The sequence below is a fragment of the Candidatus Pantoea floridensis genome (genome assembly GCF_900215435.1).
Classification (GTDB): domain Bacteria; phylum Pseudomonadota; class Gammaproteobacteria; order Enterobacterales; family Enterobacteriaceae; genus Pantoea; species Pantoea floridensis.
Window position 1 is genome coordinate 1,309,487 of the sequence record NZ_OCMY01000001.1, and the last position, 16,953, is coordinate 1,326,439.

17 protein-coding genes are annotated in these 16,953 nt (G+C 55.5%); 10 read left to right on the forward strand and 7 right to left on the reverse strand.

All coding sequences use genetic code 11. The features are described 5' to 3' along the window. Window positions 1-10: 10 nt before the first annotated feature. Window positions 11-475 (forward strand): aspartate carbamoyltransferase regulatory subunit, encoded by a 465-nt coding sequence (gene pyrI, locus CRO19_RS06175; protein WP_097095067.1) that lies wholly within the window; start codon window positions 11-13, stop codon window positions 473-475. Window positions 476-554: 79 nt separating this feature from the next. Further along, on the forward strand, window positions 555-941 hold the full coding sequence (gene ridA, locus CRO19_RS06180; protein WP_061718232.1) for a 2-iminobutanoate/2-iminopropanoate deaminase: 387 nt from the start codon (window positions 555-557) through the stop codon (window positions 939-941). Between the two features lie 77 nt (window positions 942-1,018). On the opposite strand, the gene CRO19_RS06185 is transcribed toward ridA, so the two are convergent. After that, window positions 1,019-3,403, reverse strand: a complete 2,385-nt coding sequence (locus CRO19_RS06185; RefSeq protein ID WP_097095068.1) for a beta-N-acetylhexosaminidase — start codon at window positions 3,401-3,403, stop codon at window positions 1,019-1,021. A 267-nt stretch (window positions 3,404-3,670) separates the two neighbouring features. Here CRO19_RS06185 and nrdD point away from each other — a divergent pair, with 267 nt between their 5' ends. Together nrdD and nrdG are read left to right on the forward strand one after the other, a co-directional pair. After that, window positions 3,671-5,809, forward strand: coding sequence for an anaerobic ribonucleoside-triphosphate reductase (gene nrdD, locus CRO19_RS06190; RefSeq protein WP_097095069.1), 2,139 nt, complete (start codon window positions 3,671-3,673; stop codon window positions 5,807-5,809). Beyond that, the gene (gene nrdG / locus CRO19_RS06195) at window positions 5,806-6,324 is read left to right on the forward strand and encodes an anaerobic ribonucleoside-triphosphate reductase-activating protein (RefSeq protein WP_097095070.1); all 519 of its coding nucleotides are present in this window, start codon (window positions 5,806-5,808) and stop codon (window positions 6,322-6,324) included. The genes nrdD and nrdG overlap by 4 nt, the downstream gene beginning before the upstream one ends. On the opposite strand, the gene CRO19_RS06200 is transcribed toward nrdG, so the two are convergent. Then, the gene (locus tag CRO19_RS06200) at window positions 6,265-7,299 is read right to left on the reverse strand and encodes a permease (protein ID WP_097095071.1); all 1,035 of its coding nucleotides are present in this window, start codon (window positions 7,297-7,299) and stop codon (window positions 6,265-6,267) included. The genes nrdG and CRO19_RS06200 overlap by 60 nt on opposite strands. A gap of 236 nt (window positions 7,300-7,535) precedes the next feature. Between CRO19_RS06200 and CRO19_RS06205 the strand changes: the two genes are divergently transcribed. Beyond that, on the forward strand, window positions 7,536-8,057 hold the full coding sequence (locus CRO19_RS06205) for a type 1 glutamine amidotransferase domain-containing protein (protein WP_097095072.1): 522 nt from the start codon (window positions 7,536-7,538) through the stop codon (window positions 8,055-8,057). A gap of 38 nt (window positions 8,058-8,095) precedes the next feature. Here the strand turns inward: CRO19_RS06205 and CRO19_RS06210 are convergent, their stop codons facing one another. Then, window positions 8,096-8,521 (reverse strand): YhbP family protein, encoded by a 426-nt coding sequence (locus tag CRO19_RS06210; RefSeq protein ID WP_097095073.1) that lies wholly within the window; start codon window positions 8,519-8,521, stop codon window positions 8,096-8,098. A gap of 80 nt (window positions 8,522-8,601) precedes the next feature. Between CRO19_RS06210 and CRO19_RS06215 the strand changes: the two genes are divergently transcribed. Further along, window positions 8,602-8,889: a GIY-YIG nuclease family protein gene (locus CRO19_RS06215; RefSeq protein WP_097095074.1), complete on the forward strand. Its 288-nt coding sequence runs from the start codon at window positions 8,602-8,604 to the stop codon at window positions 8,887-8,889. Here the strand turns inward: CRO19_RS06215 and CRO19_RS06220 are convergent. Both CRO19_RS06220 and ubiT read right to left on the reverse strand, forming a co-directional pair. After that, on the reverse strand, window positions 8,873-9,379 hold the full coding sequence (locus tag CRO19_RS06220; RefSeq protein ID WP_097095075.1) for a GNAT family N-acetyltransferase: 507 nt from the start codon (window positions 9,377-9,379) through the stop codon (window positions 8,873-8,875). The genes CRO19_RS06215 and CRO19_RS06220 overlap by 17 nt on opposite strands. Next, a complete protein-coding gene (gene ubiT / locus CRO19_RS06225; protein WP_097097601.1) occupies window positions 9,373-9,897 on the reverse strand; it encodes a ubiquinone anaerobic biosynthesis accessory factor UbiT in 525 nt (174 codons plus the stop codon). The genes CRO19_RS06220 and ubiT overlap by 7 nt, the downstream gene beginning before the upstream one ends. 203 nt (window positions 9,898-10,100) lie before the next feature. Between ubiT and ubiU the strand changes: the two genes are divergently transcribed. From ubiU to CRO19_RS06240, 3 genes are all read left to right on the forward strand, one after another. After that, window positions 10,101-11,096, forward strand: a complete 996-nt coding sequence (ubiU, locus tag CRO19_RS06230; RefSeq protein ID WP_097095076.1) for a ubiquinone anaerobic biosynthesis protein UbiU — start codon at window positions 10,101-10,103, stop codon at window positions 11,094-11,096. A 9-nt stretch (window positions 11,097-11,105) separates the two neighbouring features. Then, window positions 11,106-11,990, forward strand: coding sequence for a U32 family peptidase (locus CRO19_RS06235; RefSeq protein ID WP_097095077.1), 885 nt, complete (start codon window positions 11,106-11,108; stop codon window positions 11,988-11,990). Window positions 11,991-12,107: 117 nt separating this feature from the next. Continuing rightward, on the forward strand, window positions 12,108-13,118 hold the full coding sequence (locus CRO19_RS06240) for a luciferase-like monooxygenase (protein WP_097095078.1): 1,011 nt from the start codon (window positions 12,108-12,110) through the stop codon (window positions 13,116-13,118). Window positions 13,119-13,121: 3 nt separating this feature from the next. On the opposite strand, the gene CRO19_RS06245 is transcribed toward CRO19_RS06240, so the two are convergent. Continuing rightward, window positions 13,122-14,039 carry an AraC family transcriptional regulator gene (locus CRO19_RS06245; RefSeq protein ID WP_097095079.1) on the reverse strand — a complete coding sequence of 306 codons (918 nt, stop codon included), beginning with the start codon at window positions 14,037-14,039 and terminating at the stop codon, window positions 13,122-13,124. A 183-nt stretch (window positions 14,040-14,222) separates the two neighbouring features. On the opposite strand from CRO19_RS06245, the gene CRO19_RS06250 reads away from it, so the two are divergent. Then, window positions 14,223-14,969 (forward strand): SDR family NAD(P)-dependent oxidoreductase, encoded by a 747-nt coding sequence (locus tag CRO19_RS06250; protein WP_097095080.1) that lies wholly within the window; start codon window positions 14,223-14,225, stop codon window positions 14,967-14,969. Window positions 14,970-15,037: 68 nt separating this feature from the next. Here the strand turns inward: CRO19_RS06250 and CRO19_RS06255 are convergent, their stop codons facing one another. Then, window positions 15,038-16,948 (reverse strand): DEAD/DEAH family ATP-dependent RNA helicase, encoded by a 1,911-nt coding sequence (locus tag CRO19_RS06255; RefSeq protein WP_097095081.1) that lies wholly within the window; start codon window positions 16,946-16,948, stop codon window positions 15,038-15,040. Window positions 16,949-16,953: the final 5 nt, after the last annotated feature.

Genomic DNA, 16,953 nt, shown 5'->3' on the forward strand with positions numbered 1-16,953 from the left:
GAGTAAACCGATGACTCACGATAATAAACTGCAGGTTGAAGCTATCAAACGCGGCACGGTGATTGACCATATTCCTGCGCAGGTTGGCTTTAAGTTACTCTCGCTGTTCCGCCTGACTGAAACCGATCAGCGCATCACCATCGGCCTCAATTTGCCGTCGGGCGAAATGGGGCGCAAGGATCTGATCAAAATTGAGAATACTTTCCTGACGGACGATCAGATCAACCAGCTGGCGGTATATGCTCCGCTCGCTACGGTAAACCGCATTGATGAATACGAAGTGGTGGCGAAGATCGCCCCAACCTTGCCGGATCGTATCGATCGCGTGCTGACTTGCCCAAACAGCAACTGTATCAGCCGTAACGAGCCGGTGTTCACCAGCTTTGCGGTGAAAAAGCGTGCGGATGATGTGCACCTGAAGTGCAAATATTGTGAGAAAGAGTTTGCGCGCCACGTGGTGCTCGGTCACTGGTAATCGCCCACGTCGTCCCTATAATGGGGCGAGCAATTTCGCGGCGGACATCGGTCGGCCGCGCACTTATTAAGGAGAAACAATGTCTCGCGAAATCAGTACCTCAAACGCACCGGCAGCGATTGGCCCTTACGTGCAGGGCGTGGATCTCGGCAGTATGATCATCACTTCTGGCCAGATTCCGGTTGATCCGGCCACCGGCGCCGTGGCAGATGACGTGTCTGCACAGGCGCGTCAGTCGCTGGAAAATGTGAAGGCGATTGTTGAAGCCGCTGGCCTGAAAGTGGGCGACATTGTGAAAACCACCGTGTTTGTGAAAGACCTGAATGACTTCGCCACGGTGAACGCGACGTATGAAGCGTTCTTCACCGAGCACAACGCCAGCTTCCCAGCGCGTTCCTGCGTGGAAGTGGCGCGTCTGCCGAAAGATGTGAAGATTGAGATTGAGGCGATCGCGGTACGCCGTTGATTGTTAAGGGTGCGCATCAATGCGCACCCTACAACTCTTCGTGCCTTTCAGAGGGTCGCCATTCATGGCGACCTCCGCTATTTAAACGATCGCAGCAGCTTCTCCAGCGGCCTGACTAGCGCCAGCACAGTTTCATCCTGCACCTGCGCTGCGGCGTCCAGCTGCGCATGCATCTGCGCGACCTCACCCGCACCGTACGCCTGATTACGCTCCAGCGCGTTCACCAAATCCAGCCCCATTCGGCTCAGCTGAGCAACCTGCTGCACCTGCTGCTGTAGCGGCTTGAGTTGATAATTGCCCAAAACCAACGGCATCACCGCATCACTGTTGTTCTGCCAGCGCTGCAGTTGCTGGCGGATCGCATGTGCCGCCGCGTGATCCGTGCGGTTAGCAATCAGGCGATCGACCTGTTTATCCAGCAAGCGCACCGCGTTGCTCTCGGCGGGCAGCACATCTGCCAACCGGTTCAAGGGTTCAAAGTAGTCGTAATGCCCCGCCTGGAATTTCAGATGTTGCCGCGTGTAGTATTGCGCCGGTTCAAGCACTTCGGCCAGCACGCGCAGCGGCGTGATGTCGCTGCTGTTTGCCAGCCGCATCATCTGCACTTCCGCTTGCTGATGCTGCTGCAAGCCCACCGAAATCGTGCCCCAGCGTTCCACGGCGCTCAAACGCCGATACATGTTATCGCTGTCGGTGACATCTTTTGCAGACCACAATCGCTCGGCCACCACAAAGGCACGCGGCCACAGGCGCGTATCGATCACCCGACTATTGACGTTCTCCGCCCACAGCGCCGCTTCACCGCCAATCAGATTATTTTGCACCTGTTCAGGCGTAGGCAGCGATGGCGCAATACCTTTTGGTACCTGCGTCAACTTGCTGCCTTCTGCTGGGTAACGTACGTTGCCCACCAGCATATAGCCGGTCAGCTTGTCTTGCGTCAGCGTCACCATCGGCTGGAAAGGTCCCATCCACGTATCAACACTGAACGTCAGCTGCGTTGGTGAGAGCCAGCGGATATCGCTGACCATACGACGCGCTTTGCCGCTGAAATCAATAAAGCCGCGCCAGCCGTTTTTACTTTCAATCAGGGTAAAACTGCCTTTTAGCGCACTGCCTTTCAGGCGTGGCATGGTGAACTGCCAGCTCTGAGCCTGCTCGCCGGATTGCAGCTGATCCGCACCGTTGAGGCCTTGTGGCCAGGGCTCGTTGCGATAGTGATAGGCGGCGGTTTGCGGCTGATCGAGATAAAACCCGGTGGAAAGAATGCCGCGGAAGTCATTTTGCGCCACGGTGCCAAGTGCGTCCTGGCCTTGCCACGATTGAATCAGAATGCTTTTCGGCAGATCCGGATGGTAAACCTCATCCCACCCAATCATGCGGCGCTGGTGCGCTTCGAGGATTTTTTCGACGCGCTGGTTAAACCAGGCCTGCAGCGCATGCGTATCCTTCAGGCCGCGATCGCGCATAAATTGCTGAATACGCGTCGAATCATCCCACTGCGTGGGATCAACCTCATCGCCGCCAATGTGCACATAGGGATCCGGGAAGATCGCCGTCACTTCGCCCATCAAGGTGTCGATAAAGCGGAACACCGCTTCGTTGCTGGGATCGAGCAGCGGCTTAAACACGCCCCAGCCACGCTCCATTTGATACGGCCCCGGCGCGCTCATCAGTTCAGGCATCGCCACCGCAATCGCCGACGCATGACCCGGCAGATCGATTTCCGGCACCACGCGCACGCCGCGCTGCGTGGCATAGCGCACCACATCGCGCATCTGCTGCTGCGTATAGTACAAGCCGTCGCTGGCTTTCTCCTGCAGCTGTGGATAGTGGCTGGAGGCAAAGCGCCAACCTTGATCGTCGGTTAAGTGCCAGTGAAACACATTCATGCGCGCGGCCGCGATGCCATCGATTTGCCGCTTCACGGTTTCAATCGGCAGGAAGTGACGCGCCGAATCAATCAGTACACCGCGCCATGGAAAACGCGGTTTGTCGTCAATGGTAACGTAAGGAATTTGCGTCCCGCTTTCGGTGTTTTCGATCAGCTGCAGCACCGTTTCCATGCCGCGCATCGCACCAAACCGCGTATTGGCTTTTAATAATACGCCTGCGCTGTTGACCACGAGATGATAGCTTTCGTCGCTGTCCGGCTGCGGAAGGGGATCAACCGCCTGGGCAATTTGCACCTGGATGCTGGGGTGATCGCTGGAGGCGCTGTCTGGCAACAGCGGCCAGCCAGTTTGCCGTGCAATGCGCGCGCGCCAGCGCGCTTCGGTTCCCTCCAGATGATCGCCCGTAATATGTAGCGTAAATTGCGGTGTCAACGCATAGGCGCCGCCAGTGCTAGGCTGCTCAACGCTCTGCGGCCATGGCATTAAAGGGAGATCGCCTGCGGGTGCGGCGAAAGTTGAAAAAGTCATGGATAAACAACAGGCAAGCAACGTTCTTTGCAACAGCATGTAGGCATCCTTGTAAATGAAACGACGGACCAAATTGGGCAAAAGGCTCATTAAACCTGTTTCGCGTTGCAAAGCAAGTGATAGCAGGCTGAAATCTGGACGGGTTAAAACTTTTTCATTTTAGCGGGGTTAACGATTGCGCGGCTTTCAATCTTCGTTGTGGCTTCTTTGCTGTAGGTCAAACAGTAGGTGATTAATTCTCCCTTAAGCACCACATATAGCGGTTAAACTCCTTAAAACATCAATATGTAGTTCTACGGAGAGAAGATGGCGACGGTGGTGATTAAGCGTGACGGTTGCAGAGTGCCGTTTGATGCGCAGCGAATTGAAGCGGCAGTGCAGGCTGCCGCGCGTGCAGCACAGATCGACGATACGGCATGGTGCGAACAGGTTGCTAAACAGGTGAGCCAGCAGCTTGCTGCGCACGCGGAAGTGGATATACGCGATATTCAGTGCGCAGTAGAAGAGACGTTGATGAGTGGCCGCTGGCCGCAATTGGCGCGCGCTTATATCGAATACCGTCACGATCGTGACCTGGCACGCGAGCAGCGTGGCAAACTGCATCACGCTATCCGTGGGCTGGTTGAACAAACTAACGCCGCTTTGCTCAATGAAAATGCTAACAAAGACAGCAAAGTGATCCCAACGCAGCGCGATCTGCTGGCAGGGATCGTTGCTAAACACTATGCGCAGCAGCAACTACTGCCGCGCGATGTGGTATTGGCGCACGAGCGCGGGGAAATTCACTATCACGATCTCGACTACTCCCCCTTCTTCCCGATGTTTAACTGCATGCTGATCGATCTGCACGGCATGCTGACCAACGGTTTCAAAATGGGTAATGCCGAAATCGAGCCGCCCAAATCGATCGCTACCGCCACGGCGGTCACCGCGCAGATTATTGCCCAGGTTGCCAGCCATATTTATGGCGGTACCACCATCAACCGCATTGATGAAGTGCTGGCACCGTTCGTCACTCTCAGTCTGGAAAAACACCGCGCGGTCGCGCAGGAGTGGCAAATTGCTGATGCCGAAGCCTACGCTCGGGCTCGTACCGAGAAAGAGTGCTATGACGCGTTTCAGTCGCTGGAATACGAAGTGAATACGCTGCACACCGCCAACGGCCAGACGCCCTTTGTCACCTTCGGCTTCGGTCTCGGCACAGATTGGGCAGCACGCCTGATTCAACAGTCGATCCTGCGTAACCGCATCGCCGGGCTGGGCAAAAATCACAAAACCGCCGTGTTCCCGAAACTGGTGTTTGCTATTCGCGAAGGCGTTAATCGCAGCAAGGGGGATTTTAATTATGATATCAAGCAACTGGCGCTGGAGTGCGCCAGCAAGCGCATGTACCCCGACATCCTTAACTACGAGAAAGTGGTGGAGGTCACCGGCTCATTTAAAACGCCGATGGGCTGCCGTAGCTTCCTGGGCGTTTACGAGGAGAACGGCGAACAAATTCATGAAGGCCGCAACAATATTGGGGTGATCAGCCTGAACCTGCCACGTATCGCGCTGGAGGCGAAAGGTAATGACGCGCAGTTCTGGCTACTGCTGGATGAACGTTTGGCGCTAGCGAAACGTGCATTAATGACGCGCATTGCCCGGCTGGAAAAAACCAAAGCGCGCGTAGCGCCCATTCTCTATATGGAAGGCGCCTGCGGCGTGCGGCTGAAAGCCGATGACGAAGTCGGCGCCATTTTCCGCAACGGTCGCGCATCCATTTCCCTTGGCTATATTGGTCTGCACGAAACGCTGAACGCGCTGAGCGGTAACGAAGTACATCCTTATGATGCGGATTATCTGCGTGAAAAAGGCGTGGCGATTGTGACGCATCTGCGCAACGCGGTGGATGCCTGGAAAGCCGAAACTGGTTACGGCTTCAGTTTGTACAGCACGCCGAGCGAGAATTTGTGCGATCGCTTCTGCCGTCTCGATGCCGCTGAGTTTGGCGTAGTCGCCGGCGTGACCGATAAAGGGTATTACACCAATAGCTTCCATCTCGACGTCGAGAAAAAGGTCAATCCTTACGATAAGATCGACTTTGAAGCACCCTATCCGGCCATCGCCAACGGCGGTTTCATCTGTTACGGCGAATATCCCAACATCCAGCACAATCTCAAAGCGCTGGAAGACGTGTGGGACTACAGCTATCACCGCGTGCCCTATTACGGCACCAACACGCCGATTGATGAGTGCTACGAATGTGGCTTTAGCGGCGAGTTCAGCTGTACCAGCAAAGGTTTTACCTGCCCATGCTGCGGTAATCACGACCCGGCGCGCGTTTCGGTGACGCGTCGCGTGTGCGGCTATCTCGGCAGTCCGGACGCGCGTCCATTTAATGCCGGTAAGCAGGAAGAGGTACAGCGCCGCGTCAAACATCTGGAGACAGGACAACTGGGATGATGCATATCCACCGCTACTATCCCGTCGATATTGTTAATGGACCCGGCACCCGCTGCACGCTGTTTGTAGCGGGCTGCGAGCATCAGTGTCGCGGCTGCTATAACCAGAGCACGTGGCGAGTGGATTCTGGCGTGCCCTTTACGCTGGAGATGGAAGAGCAGCTGATTGCCGATCTTAACGATCGGCGGATTCCACGCCAGGGATTGTCACTGAGCGGTGGCGATCCGCTGCATCCGCATAACGTGCCGCATATTCGCCGCCTGGTGAAGCGCGTGCGGCGTGAATGTCCGGATAAGGATATCTGGCTGTGGACCGGTTACGAAATGGCAGAGCTTAGCGATGCGCAGCGCGAAGTGCTGGATGAGATTGACGTGCTGATCGACGGACGTTTTATTGAGGCAGAGAAAGATGCGCGGCTGCTGTGGCGCGGCAGCCGCAATCAGAAAATGTGGTGGCTACGCCAGCCACAAACCGAGCACGCCGAGCAGCATCCCGCTGCAGGCCACGCCGATTAGCGCGATCCACAACGCACGGGCGGGAAATGCCCGATGCAACATCAATAAAGACGGCACACTGACGGCGGGCAGCGTCACTAGCAACGCCAGCGCAGGCGCAATTCCCATGCCCGCCAACATCATAGTCTGCACAATCGGGATTTCTGCGGCGGTGGGAATCACAAACAGGCAGCCCGCAATCGCCATTAACATCACCCAGATCAGCGTATTGCCCACCGCACCATTAGCATGCGGAAACAGCCAAACTCGTGCAGCTCCAAGCAACAATACCGCGACGATATACAGCGGAATGGTGTTGCAGAACAATCGCCACATCACCCGCAGCCAGCGTGTCAGAAACGGTTGTTCATCGTGAGTAACCGTGACGGGCGCAGCAACGACCTGATCGGGCACGCTGCGTTGCACCAGCCAGGCGATACCCAACACCATGATCAGACCAGCCACCAGCCGAATGGCCGCAACGTTCCAGCCGAGCACAAAGCCCATAAAAATCAGCGTTGCCGGGTTGAGTAACGGATTCGCCAGCCAAAACGCCATCGCCGCGCCGCTCGAAACCTGCGACTGACGCAAGCCAGCGGTCACCGGTGCCGCACAGCAGCTGCACATCATACCCGGCAAGCCCAGACCGGTGCCGACCAGCGTAGAGCCGAAGCGCGAGTCGCCCATCAAACGCATCAGCCAGCTGCGCGGAACCAGCACCTGCACCAGCGAGCCCAGAATCACACCCAGCACTGCCGCTTTCCATACCGCAAGAAAATAGACCATGGCGTAATCGAGCGCCGCGCGCCACGGCGAGTCAGCCGCATTGGCCAGGATCGATTTACCGATCGAGTGGGTTTCAGCGGCAGTAAAAGCTTTACCGTAATAGGGCTGCCATTTGACATACCATAGGCCGATGACCACCACGGCCAAAAACAGCAGCGGTTTCCACCAGGCAAAGCGTGCTGCCGATGCTGAGGGGATACATTGAGTCATAACAGATTCCGTATTCAACTGAATAACGATTACCGCGCCGGGAGACGCGCTGAAGAGACCGCATTGTTATGCAGGTCTTTCGAATCTGCCATATTCAAACGGTGCAAACTTGATCCATCTCGGAAATTTACCTCGGTTGCGTTCAGCCGGCTGGCTTGCATTTTTCGCCATGGCGACCAGGCTTGTGGGTGAGTTATGTAACTAACACCCGTTCGGAATCAGCAAGGAGGAAAAAGATGAGCAAGAAAATAGCGGTACTGATTACCGATGAATTTGAAGACTCAGAGTTTACCTCACCGGCGGAGGCTTACACCAAGGCCGGCCACCAAGTGGTCACCATTGAGATGCAAGCCGGTAAAATCGTCAAAGGTAAACAGGGCAAAGCCGAGGTCAAAATCGATAAAGACATCGATGATGTCAGCGCGGCAGAATTCGATGCACTGCTGCTGCCAGGTGGACACTCGCCCGACGCCCTGCGCGGCGACGATCGTTTTGTCAACTTCACCAAAGAGTTTGTGGCCAGCGGCAAACCGATCTTTGCCATTTGTCATGGCCCGCAGCTGCTGATCAGTGCCAACGGCGTACGTGGCCGCAAAATGACCTGTGTAAAAGCTATCGCCATTGATCTGCGCAATGCCGGTGCGGATTTTTATGATAAAGAAGTGGTGGTGGATGACGACAAGCTCGTGACCAGCCGCACGCCAGAGGATCTGCCCGCGTTTAATCGCGAATCGCTGCGCATTTTGAACGCTGCTTAAGCTCTTCTTTCGCATTGGGGTCGCCATAAATGGCGCCCCTACGACCTTGTCCATATTATCTTCTTACCAAATCCCAGCGCATTGTCGGTCATCTTCACTTCGTCGAGCGTGATCTCCCAGAGCGGCGCAGTGACTTTTTTCGCCACCGGAAAACGCCTTTGATAGGCACGGCGCGCTATCGCCTCCCGTTCTCCACTCAGCTGCGTAATCTGACCACGATACTGCACGCCTTTAATCAACAGCACACTTTTCGGCTGGCCATTAATGGTGCCCGCAATACGTGGATTCATCTGCATTAACTGGCCATGACGGGTTTCCAGCTCAGTCATCAGCCAGAACGCCATGCTCGTTTCATCAAACACGTAAAAACAGTTAGCACACCAACTCTCGTCGCCGCTAGTCGCACAAAGCGAGAGCACGTGCTGCTTCTTCAGATAGCGAATCAGATGGGAAAGGTCAGACAAAGTGCGACTCCGTATGGCAAATAGCAGTGAGGACTGAAGCGCGCTACACTGCCTGCCAGCTATTTTTTGAGATGAGTATTATGGAACAGCGCTGGCAGCTTTATCTGCTACAAACTGCCGCTGGCATGCTTTATACCGGCATTACCACTGACGTTAATCGCCGTTTGCAGCAACATCAGCAGGGGCGCGGAGCACGCTCGCTGCGTGGCAAAGGTCCGCTGACGCTGGTTTTTCACTGTGATGCGGGTGACAGGGCTGCGGCTTCGCGCCTGGAATATCAGGTTAAGCAGCTAAGCCGCGCACAGAAACTGCAGCTGGTTGCGCAGCAGCCGCCCTGCCTGATGACCTGGTTTAGTCGAGACGATTAAACGGTAGCGCGAATTCGATCAACCCTTCCACGCCGACAAACGCGTCGTCTGCCAGTTTGTACACCTGAAAAGCGGCTTCGCTGCCTAACCAACGACAGTGCAAACCATGACGCGCAGCGGGCTCAAAACCGAGCGGATTGTAGAACTCAGGATCGCCCAGCACCACCACAGCGCTATAGCTGAACTCGTTGAGTGAATCCAATCCTTCGTACACCAGTTTTTTAGCCAGCCCTTGCCCGCGCACCGATTCATCCACGGCGAGCGGGGCCAAAGCGACCCAGTTACGGTCTTCACCTTGCAAGGTCACCGGGCTAAAAGCGGCATAACCCAGCACCTGACCTTCATCATCCGTGGCGACAACGCCGAGAGTAAGCAAGCCATCTTCGCGCAGTTGTTGAATTAATTCCGCTTCGGCCGCGGTAGCAAAACTGCGCCTTAACAGGCTATCGATGCCTGCGGCATCAACGCCAATTTCAGTACGAATTAACATGAGATCCCCGCGCGCGCCTCAGCGGCCTTCGCGTCCTGTTTCATTCCTGCTTCAATAAAAGCAGCCAGCTGCTGCAACCCCGTGCGTAAAGGCGTGGGCATGGCATCCAGTTCAATGGCATCCATTAGGTTCTTCACCTCCAGACCCAGCTCCGTGTCACCTTCAATCACCAACCGGCGTTGAAAGAACAACATATCGGGATCCGCTTTGCGTGCTGCTACCAGCAACAGATCGTTGGCTTCGCCGCGAAACCAGACATCAGCTTCGGTGTCGCGCGAAACGGTCAGGCGCCCTGCTTGCAGGGTGGTGATCCAGCGTAGATTGACATCGGCAATCTCGATTCCCAGAAAGCGCCCTTCCAGAAAGTCTAACTCACCTTCGGACAAAGCATGACGAAATTGCCAGTTTAAGAGTTGTTGCAGAATGGCTTTTTTCAACGGGAACGGAGTGATAGAAACCGGTAAGGCTAGGAATTCTGGTCCTTTTTCAACAATCAAACCACGTAAGCGCGCAAACATCATCGACATTCCCTTCAGAAAATTTCATCTATTTTGCCACAATCGCCAGGCTTCGCCTCCACTGAGATCAAGTAAATCGTTTCACAACTGGTCGAAAATGCTTCACTTCCGATCATCAATGGCGCTTTCACTGCCTTAAATCAACATTATCGTGAAGGCAGTTATCTACACTCTTCGGCTTAAGAATCCGGGGAGGAAAATGTATGGAACTGCTGTGTCCAGCGGGGAATTTGCCTGCGCTGAAATCGGCGGTGGAGCATGGTGCTGACGCGGTGTATGTCGGCCTGAAAGACGATACCAATGCCCGCCACTTTGCTGGCCTCAATTTTACCGATAAGAAACTGGCCGAGGCTGCACGCTATCTGCACCAGCATCGCCGAAAACTGCACGTAGCGATCAACACGTTTGCGCATCCCGATGGCATGAATCGCTGGCAGACGGCGATTGACGTTGCCGCCCAGAACGGAGCAGACGCGCTGATTTTGGCCGATATCGCTACGCTTGAATATGCAGCAAAACATTATCCGCAGGTCGAACGCCATCTTTCCGTGCAGGCCTCCGCCACCAATCTGCAAGCCATTCATTTTTATCATCGCCATTTTCAGCTTAGCCGCGTGGTGCTGCCGCGCGTGCTGTCGATGCATCAGGTGAAACAGCTGGCGCGCGAGACGCCGGTACCGCTCGAAGTGTTCGCCTTTGGCAGCCTGTGCATCATGGCTGAAGGCCGCTGCTACCTCTCATCCTGGCTGACCGGTGAGTCGCCGAATAGCGCAGGAGCCTGCTCCCCGGCGAAATTTGTACGTTGGCAGCAAACGCCGAAGGGGATGGAATCACGCCTTAATGAAGTGTTGATTGATCGTTACGCGCCCAACGAAAGCGCGGGATATCCCACGCTGTGTAAAGGCCGTTACGAAGTGGATAACCAGCGCTATCACGTGCTGGAAGAGCCTACCAGCCTGAACACGCTATCGCTGCTGCCTGAACTGCTGCGCGCCAACATTGCCTCGGTGAAAATTGAAGGCCGTCAGCGCAGCCCGGCGTATGTGGCGCAGGTGGCTAAAGTATGGCGCCAGGCGATCGATCGCTGTATGGCATCGCCGGAGCACTATGTGGTGCAGGAGCCGTGGATGCAGGCACTCGGCGAATTGTCCGAAGGTAGCCAAACCACGCTGGGTGCTTATCACCGCGACTGGCAATAAGGAGATCGCATGAAATACGCTATCGGGCCGGTGCTGTGGTACTGGCCAACCGCAACCCTGGAAACCTTTTATCAACGTGCCGCCGCAAGCAGTGCCGAAATCGTTTATCTCGGTGAAGCCGTTTGCAGCAAGCGGCGCGCTACCTCATTCAATCAATGGATGGAGATGGCGCGCATGCTGGCACAGCACGGCAAGCAGGTGGTGTTGAGCACGCTGGCCCTGCTGCAGTCGCCTTCAGAGGTGAAAGAACTGCGGCGCTATGTCGAAAACGGTGAGTTCCTCCTTGAAGCCAATGACATGGGAACCGTGAACATGGCGGCGGAACGCCAATTACCGTTTGTCGCCGGTCCCACGCTCAATGTGTACAACGCGCAAACGCTGCAGCTGTTACTGAAAGAAGGGATGACGCGCTGGTGTATTCCTGTGGAAATGTCACGCGACTGGCTAATTCAGCTGCTGCAACAGTGCGACGCTGCTGGCGTACGCGATAAGTTTGAGGTGGAAGTACTCGGCTACGGGCATTTGCCGCTGGCGCTGTCGGCACGCTGCTTCACCGCGCGCGCCGAGAATCGCGCTAAAGATGATTGCCAAACCTGCTGCATTAACCATCCCACCGGCCGCCGCGTACTGTCGCAGGAAGGCCAACAGGTGTTTGTGCTGAACGGCATTCAGACGATGAGCGGTTACTGCTACAACCTCGGCAATGATTTAACGGGCATGCATAACTGGGTCGACATCGTACGTCTGTCGCCACAGGGCGAAAGTACGCTAGGTGAAGTAGATCGCTTCCGTGCGAATGAAGCCGGACAGGCACCGCTGATGATGGCGCGAGGCAGTGACAGTAACGGTTATTGGCGTCGTCTGGTCGGTATGGAACTGGAAGGCGGCAGGTAAAGGCACATTCCGGCTATATTCGTGCTGTTATTAGCAGTTTTAATATGGGTATCGATGAGTAATACTCACTGGTGCAGGTAAGATTAAACACCTGCGCCATCCTTATCTGGAGTACCCATGTCTGAGAAAAAAACTGTTCGCCTGTCCGTATTGGATTTGGCTCCGATTCCGCAAGGTTCCGCAGCGCGCGACGCATTCCACAATTCACTGGCGCTGGCTCGCCAATCTGAAGCCCTTGGTTTTCACCGCTACTGGCTGGCTGAACATCACAACATGACCGGGATTGCCAGCGCTGCAACCTCCGTATTAATTGGTTATTTAGCCGCAAATACCAACACGCTTCGTCTTGGCTCAGGCGGTATTATGCTGCCAAACCATGCGCCGCTGGTGATTGCCGAACAGTTTGGTACCCTTGAATCTCTCTATCCTGGCCGTATCGATCTCGGATTGGGCCGCGCCCCCGGATCGGACCAGCGCACCATGTTGGCATTGCGTCGCCATCTCTCCAGCGCACAAGCCGATAGTTTCCCGGAAGATGTATCAGAGCTGATTCGCTGGTTTGACGCCGAAGAAGGCGAACATCCGCCGGTACAACCGGTGCCAGGATTAGGGCTAAAAATTCCCGTATGGCTGCTCGGTTCTAGCTTGTACAGCGCACAGTTAGCCGCACAGCTCGGCCTGCCTTTCGCCTTTGCTTCACACTTTGCGCCGGACCTGTTGTTCCAGGCATTGCATCTTTATCGCGAGAAATTTAAACCTTCCGCGCGTTTAGCTAAGCCGTATGCCATGGTGTGCGTCAACGTGGTCGCCGCCGATAGCGAGCGTGATGCGCGCTTCCTCTTCACGTCAATGCAGCAGCAGTTTATTAATTTACGCCGTGGCAAACCGGGTCCGCTGCCGGCTCCCGTGGAGAACATGGATAATCTGTGGTCGCCCTCTGAACAATATGGCGTGCAGCAAGCGTTGAGTATGTCGATTGTCGGTGACAGCGATAAAGTACGAAATGGCCTCGCGGCGCTGATGCGCGAAACTCAGGCGGATGAGATCATGGTCAATGGCCAGATTTTCGATACGCAGGCGCGTCTGCGTTCATTCGCACTGGCGATGGAAGCTGCACGCACGCTGTAACTGTTATTGCGGTGGGTAAAAACCTTCTGGCCCCACCGCAATCATGCGCACGTCTCGCGCTGGCGACTGGCCGTGAAAGCGGCTGTACTCGCGACTGAACTGCGATGCGCTCTGATAACCTACCCGATAGCCCGCCGTTCCGGCATCCAGCTTCTCAATCAGCATCAAGCGACGTGCCTCGTTCAGACGCAGCTGCTTTTGATACTGCATCGGCGTCATCGCCGTCACCGCCTTAAAGTGATGATGCAGCGAAGAGATACTCATCCCCACGCTGCTTGCCAGCTGGTCCATTTTCAGCGGCTGATGAAAGTTCTCGCGCAGCCAGCGCGCGGCGCGGGCCACTTTGTTGCCGGGTCGCTCCGTCAATGCCATATTGAGAATGCGCGGGCCTTCTGGCCCGGTAAGCAGACGATAAAAAATCTCCTGCTCAATTAATGGCGCCAGCGCGGTGATGTCCTGCGGCTGATCCAATAACTCAATCAAACGCATTACCGCATCCACCAACGGCGGCGCGACTTTATGCACGGTAATACCGCGTTCGCTTATCGAATTGGTGCCAACATGATGGTGTGGAAAGTGCTCCAGATAACGCATTAGACGCGCTTCGTTGATGGTAATGCCAACGCCCAGATTGGGTTTTTCTGGCGTTGCCATCACCACGCAGGATTGCACCGGCATATCGAGCGTCACCAGTAATAAATCGCCCGGTCCGTAATGCATGACATCGTCGCCCATGCGCAGCGCTTTTTGCCCTTGCGCTACCAGCGCAAAACTTGCCCAGGTGGCGATGTGCGCCAAACTGGTGGGTTTTGAGCTGCGGCCAAACGAGAGAAAATCGATCGGGCTATTATGTCGACCATCTTCCGGCGCGTGGTGAGCAATTTTCGCTACCAGCTGCTGCCACTGTTCCTGATGAATCATGCGATGCGCGCTCCACCATGAGAATTCACTGAGCGAGTATTCTCGCTTTTTGCATCAGCTTCGCCTAGTCCTTGAGCAGTAGATTTGCAGGATCGTGCAAAAAGCTTGCAGGATTGCGCTACCGCCAGATTGTAAGGAAAGCGCATGCTTTATCTTCCCCGAAATCTCAGGTGGAGAGACACGATGAAAACACTTGAAGGCAAAATTGCGCTGGTGACGGGCGCTTCGAAAGGCATTGGTGCCGCCATCGCCATGACTTTCGCGGCGGCCGGTGCTCGGGTAGTAGTGAATTATCTTCAGGACGAAGTTGGCGCGGCGGATGTGGTGACAGACATCCAGGCGCTGGGAAGCGATGCCATCGCCGTTCAGGCTGATATCTCACGCCAGGCCGATGTGCAGCGCTTGTTCGCTAGCAGCATTGAGCAGTTTGGCGCGCCAGATATTGTGGTTAACAATGCCGGTATTTTCCACCATGGTGATTTTGCCGATCTCAGCGTTGGCGAGATGCAGCAGCAGCTCAATGTGAATTTGCTTGGCACGCTGCTGGTATGCCAACAGGCGGCACATCATTTTCCGGCGCGCGGCGGATCCATCATCAACCTTAGCGCGCTCAACAGCCAGCGCAGCACGCCCGGCTCGGTGCTGTGGGCGGCAACGAAAGGTGCGATTGACACGCTGACACAAGGTTTGGCTCGAGAACTGGGGCCGCGCAATATCCGCGTCAATGCGTTAGCGCCCGGCATCATTTTGACCGAAGGTTTGCTGGCCGCTAAAAAGATGCACCCGGAGTTGAAGGCGCAGTTAATTGCCGCCACACCGCTTGGGCGCTTTGGTTTACCAGAAGATGTGGCACAGGTGGCGCTATTTCTGGCTTCAGAAGAGTCAGCTTACGTGAGTGGTGAACGCGTGCTGATTGCTGGCGGCGTGTAAAACTTACTTTCCACATGCATAAAAAAAGGGACGCATTCGCGTCCCTTTTTACTTTAAGCGTTTATCGCTTATGCGTCACGACGACGTGGTGCAGCGGCTGCACCCTCTTCACGACGTGGGCCACGACCACCTTCACGGCTGAAGCGTCCGCCTTCGCGGCCACCTTCACGACGATCGGAGAAGCGACGTGGAGCGCCTTCACCACGTGGTGCGCCATCACGCGGAGCACCGTTACCGCGACGTTCGCCGCCGGCAGGACGACGTTCGCTACGCTCATGCACCGGTGCATCACCCATCAACTGCATATTCATCGGTTTGTTCAGAATACGTGTACGAGTGAAGTGCTGCAGCACTTCGCCCGGCATACCTTTCGGCAGCTCGATGGTTGAATGGGTACCGAACAACTTGATGTTGCCGATGTAACGGCTGCTAATGTCGCCTTCGTTAGCGATCGCGCCAACAATGTGACGCACTTCAACACCATCATCACGGCCCACTTCAATGCGGTACAGCTGCATTTCGCCAACGTCACGACGTTCACGACGAGGACGGTCACCATCGCGGCTGTCACGGCTTTCGCGTGGACCACGAGAATCACGTGAATCGCGGCGATCACCACGGTCAGGACGATCGCTGAATTCACGACGTGCTGGACGCGGTGCTTCTGGTGGCAGAATCAGTGGACGTTCGCCCTGAGCCATTTTCAGCAGTGCTGCGGCCAGTGTTTCGATATCCAGATCTTCACCCGGCTGCATTTTGCTCAGCAGTGCACGATACATGTCCAGATCGCTGCTTTCCAGCTGCTGCTGTACTTTAGCCGCGAACTTAGCCAGGCGACGCTCACCCAGCAGCTCTGCGTTAGGCAGCTCAACTTCTGGAATGGTCAGCTTCATGGTGCGTTCAATGTTGCGCAGCAGACGACGCTCGCGGTTCTCAACGAACAGCAGTGCGCGACCAGCACGACCAGCACGGCCAGTACGACCAATACGGTGAACGTAAGATTCAGCATCCATTGGGATGTCAAAGTTTACCACCAGGCTGATGCGTTCCACGTCCAGACCACGTGCGGCTACGTCGGTCGCGATCAGAATGTCGAGACGACCATCTTTCAGACGCTCCAGCGTCTGCTCACGCAGTGCCTGGTTCATGTCACCGTTCAGTGCTGCGCTGTTATAACCGCTGCGCTCAAGCGCTTCGGCCACTTCCAGCGTGGCATTTTTAGTACGTACGAAGATGATGGCTGCATCGAAATCTTCAGCTTCCAGGAAGCGAACCAGCGCGTCGGTTTTACGGCCATATGCGGTCCAGTAAGACTGAGAAATGTCTGGGCGCGTAGTCAGGCTTGACTGGATACGCACTTCCTGCGGATCTTTCATGAAGCGTTTGGTGATACGACGGATCGCTTCTGGCATGGTTGCTGAGAACAGCGCGGTCTGATGACCGTCTGGAATCTGCGCCATGATGGTTTCAACGTCTTCGATGAAGCCCATACGCAGCATTTCATCAGCTTCGTCCAGCACCAGACCGCGCAGGTTAGACAGATCTAACGTGCCACGCTTCAGGTGATCCAGCAAACGACCAGGGGTACCCACTACCACTTGTGGTCCCTGACGCAGTGCGCGCAGCTGCACGTCATAACGTTGGCCGCCGTACAGGGCAACAACGTTAATGCCACGCATGTGTTTAGAGAATTCTGTGACGGCTTCAGCAACCTGTACCGCTAATTCGCGGGTCGGTGCCAGCACCAAAATTTGCGGTGCTTTAACAGTAGGATCAATGTTGTTTAGCAGCGGCAATGAGAATGCCGCGGTTTTACCACTACCGGTCTGCGCCATACCCAACACATCACGGCCAGCCAGCAGGTGAGGAATACACTCAGCCTGGATTGGAGAAGGCTTAACGTAGCCCATACCGTTCAGTGATTCGAGGATGTCGGCGTTCAGGCCAAGGTCAGCAAAAGTGGTTTGAATATCAGTCATGTAGT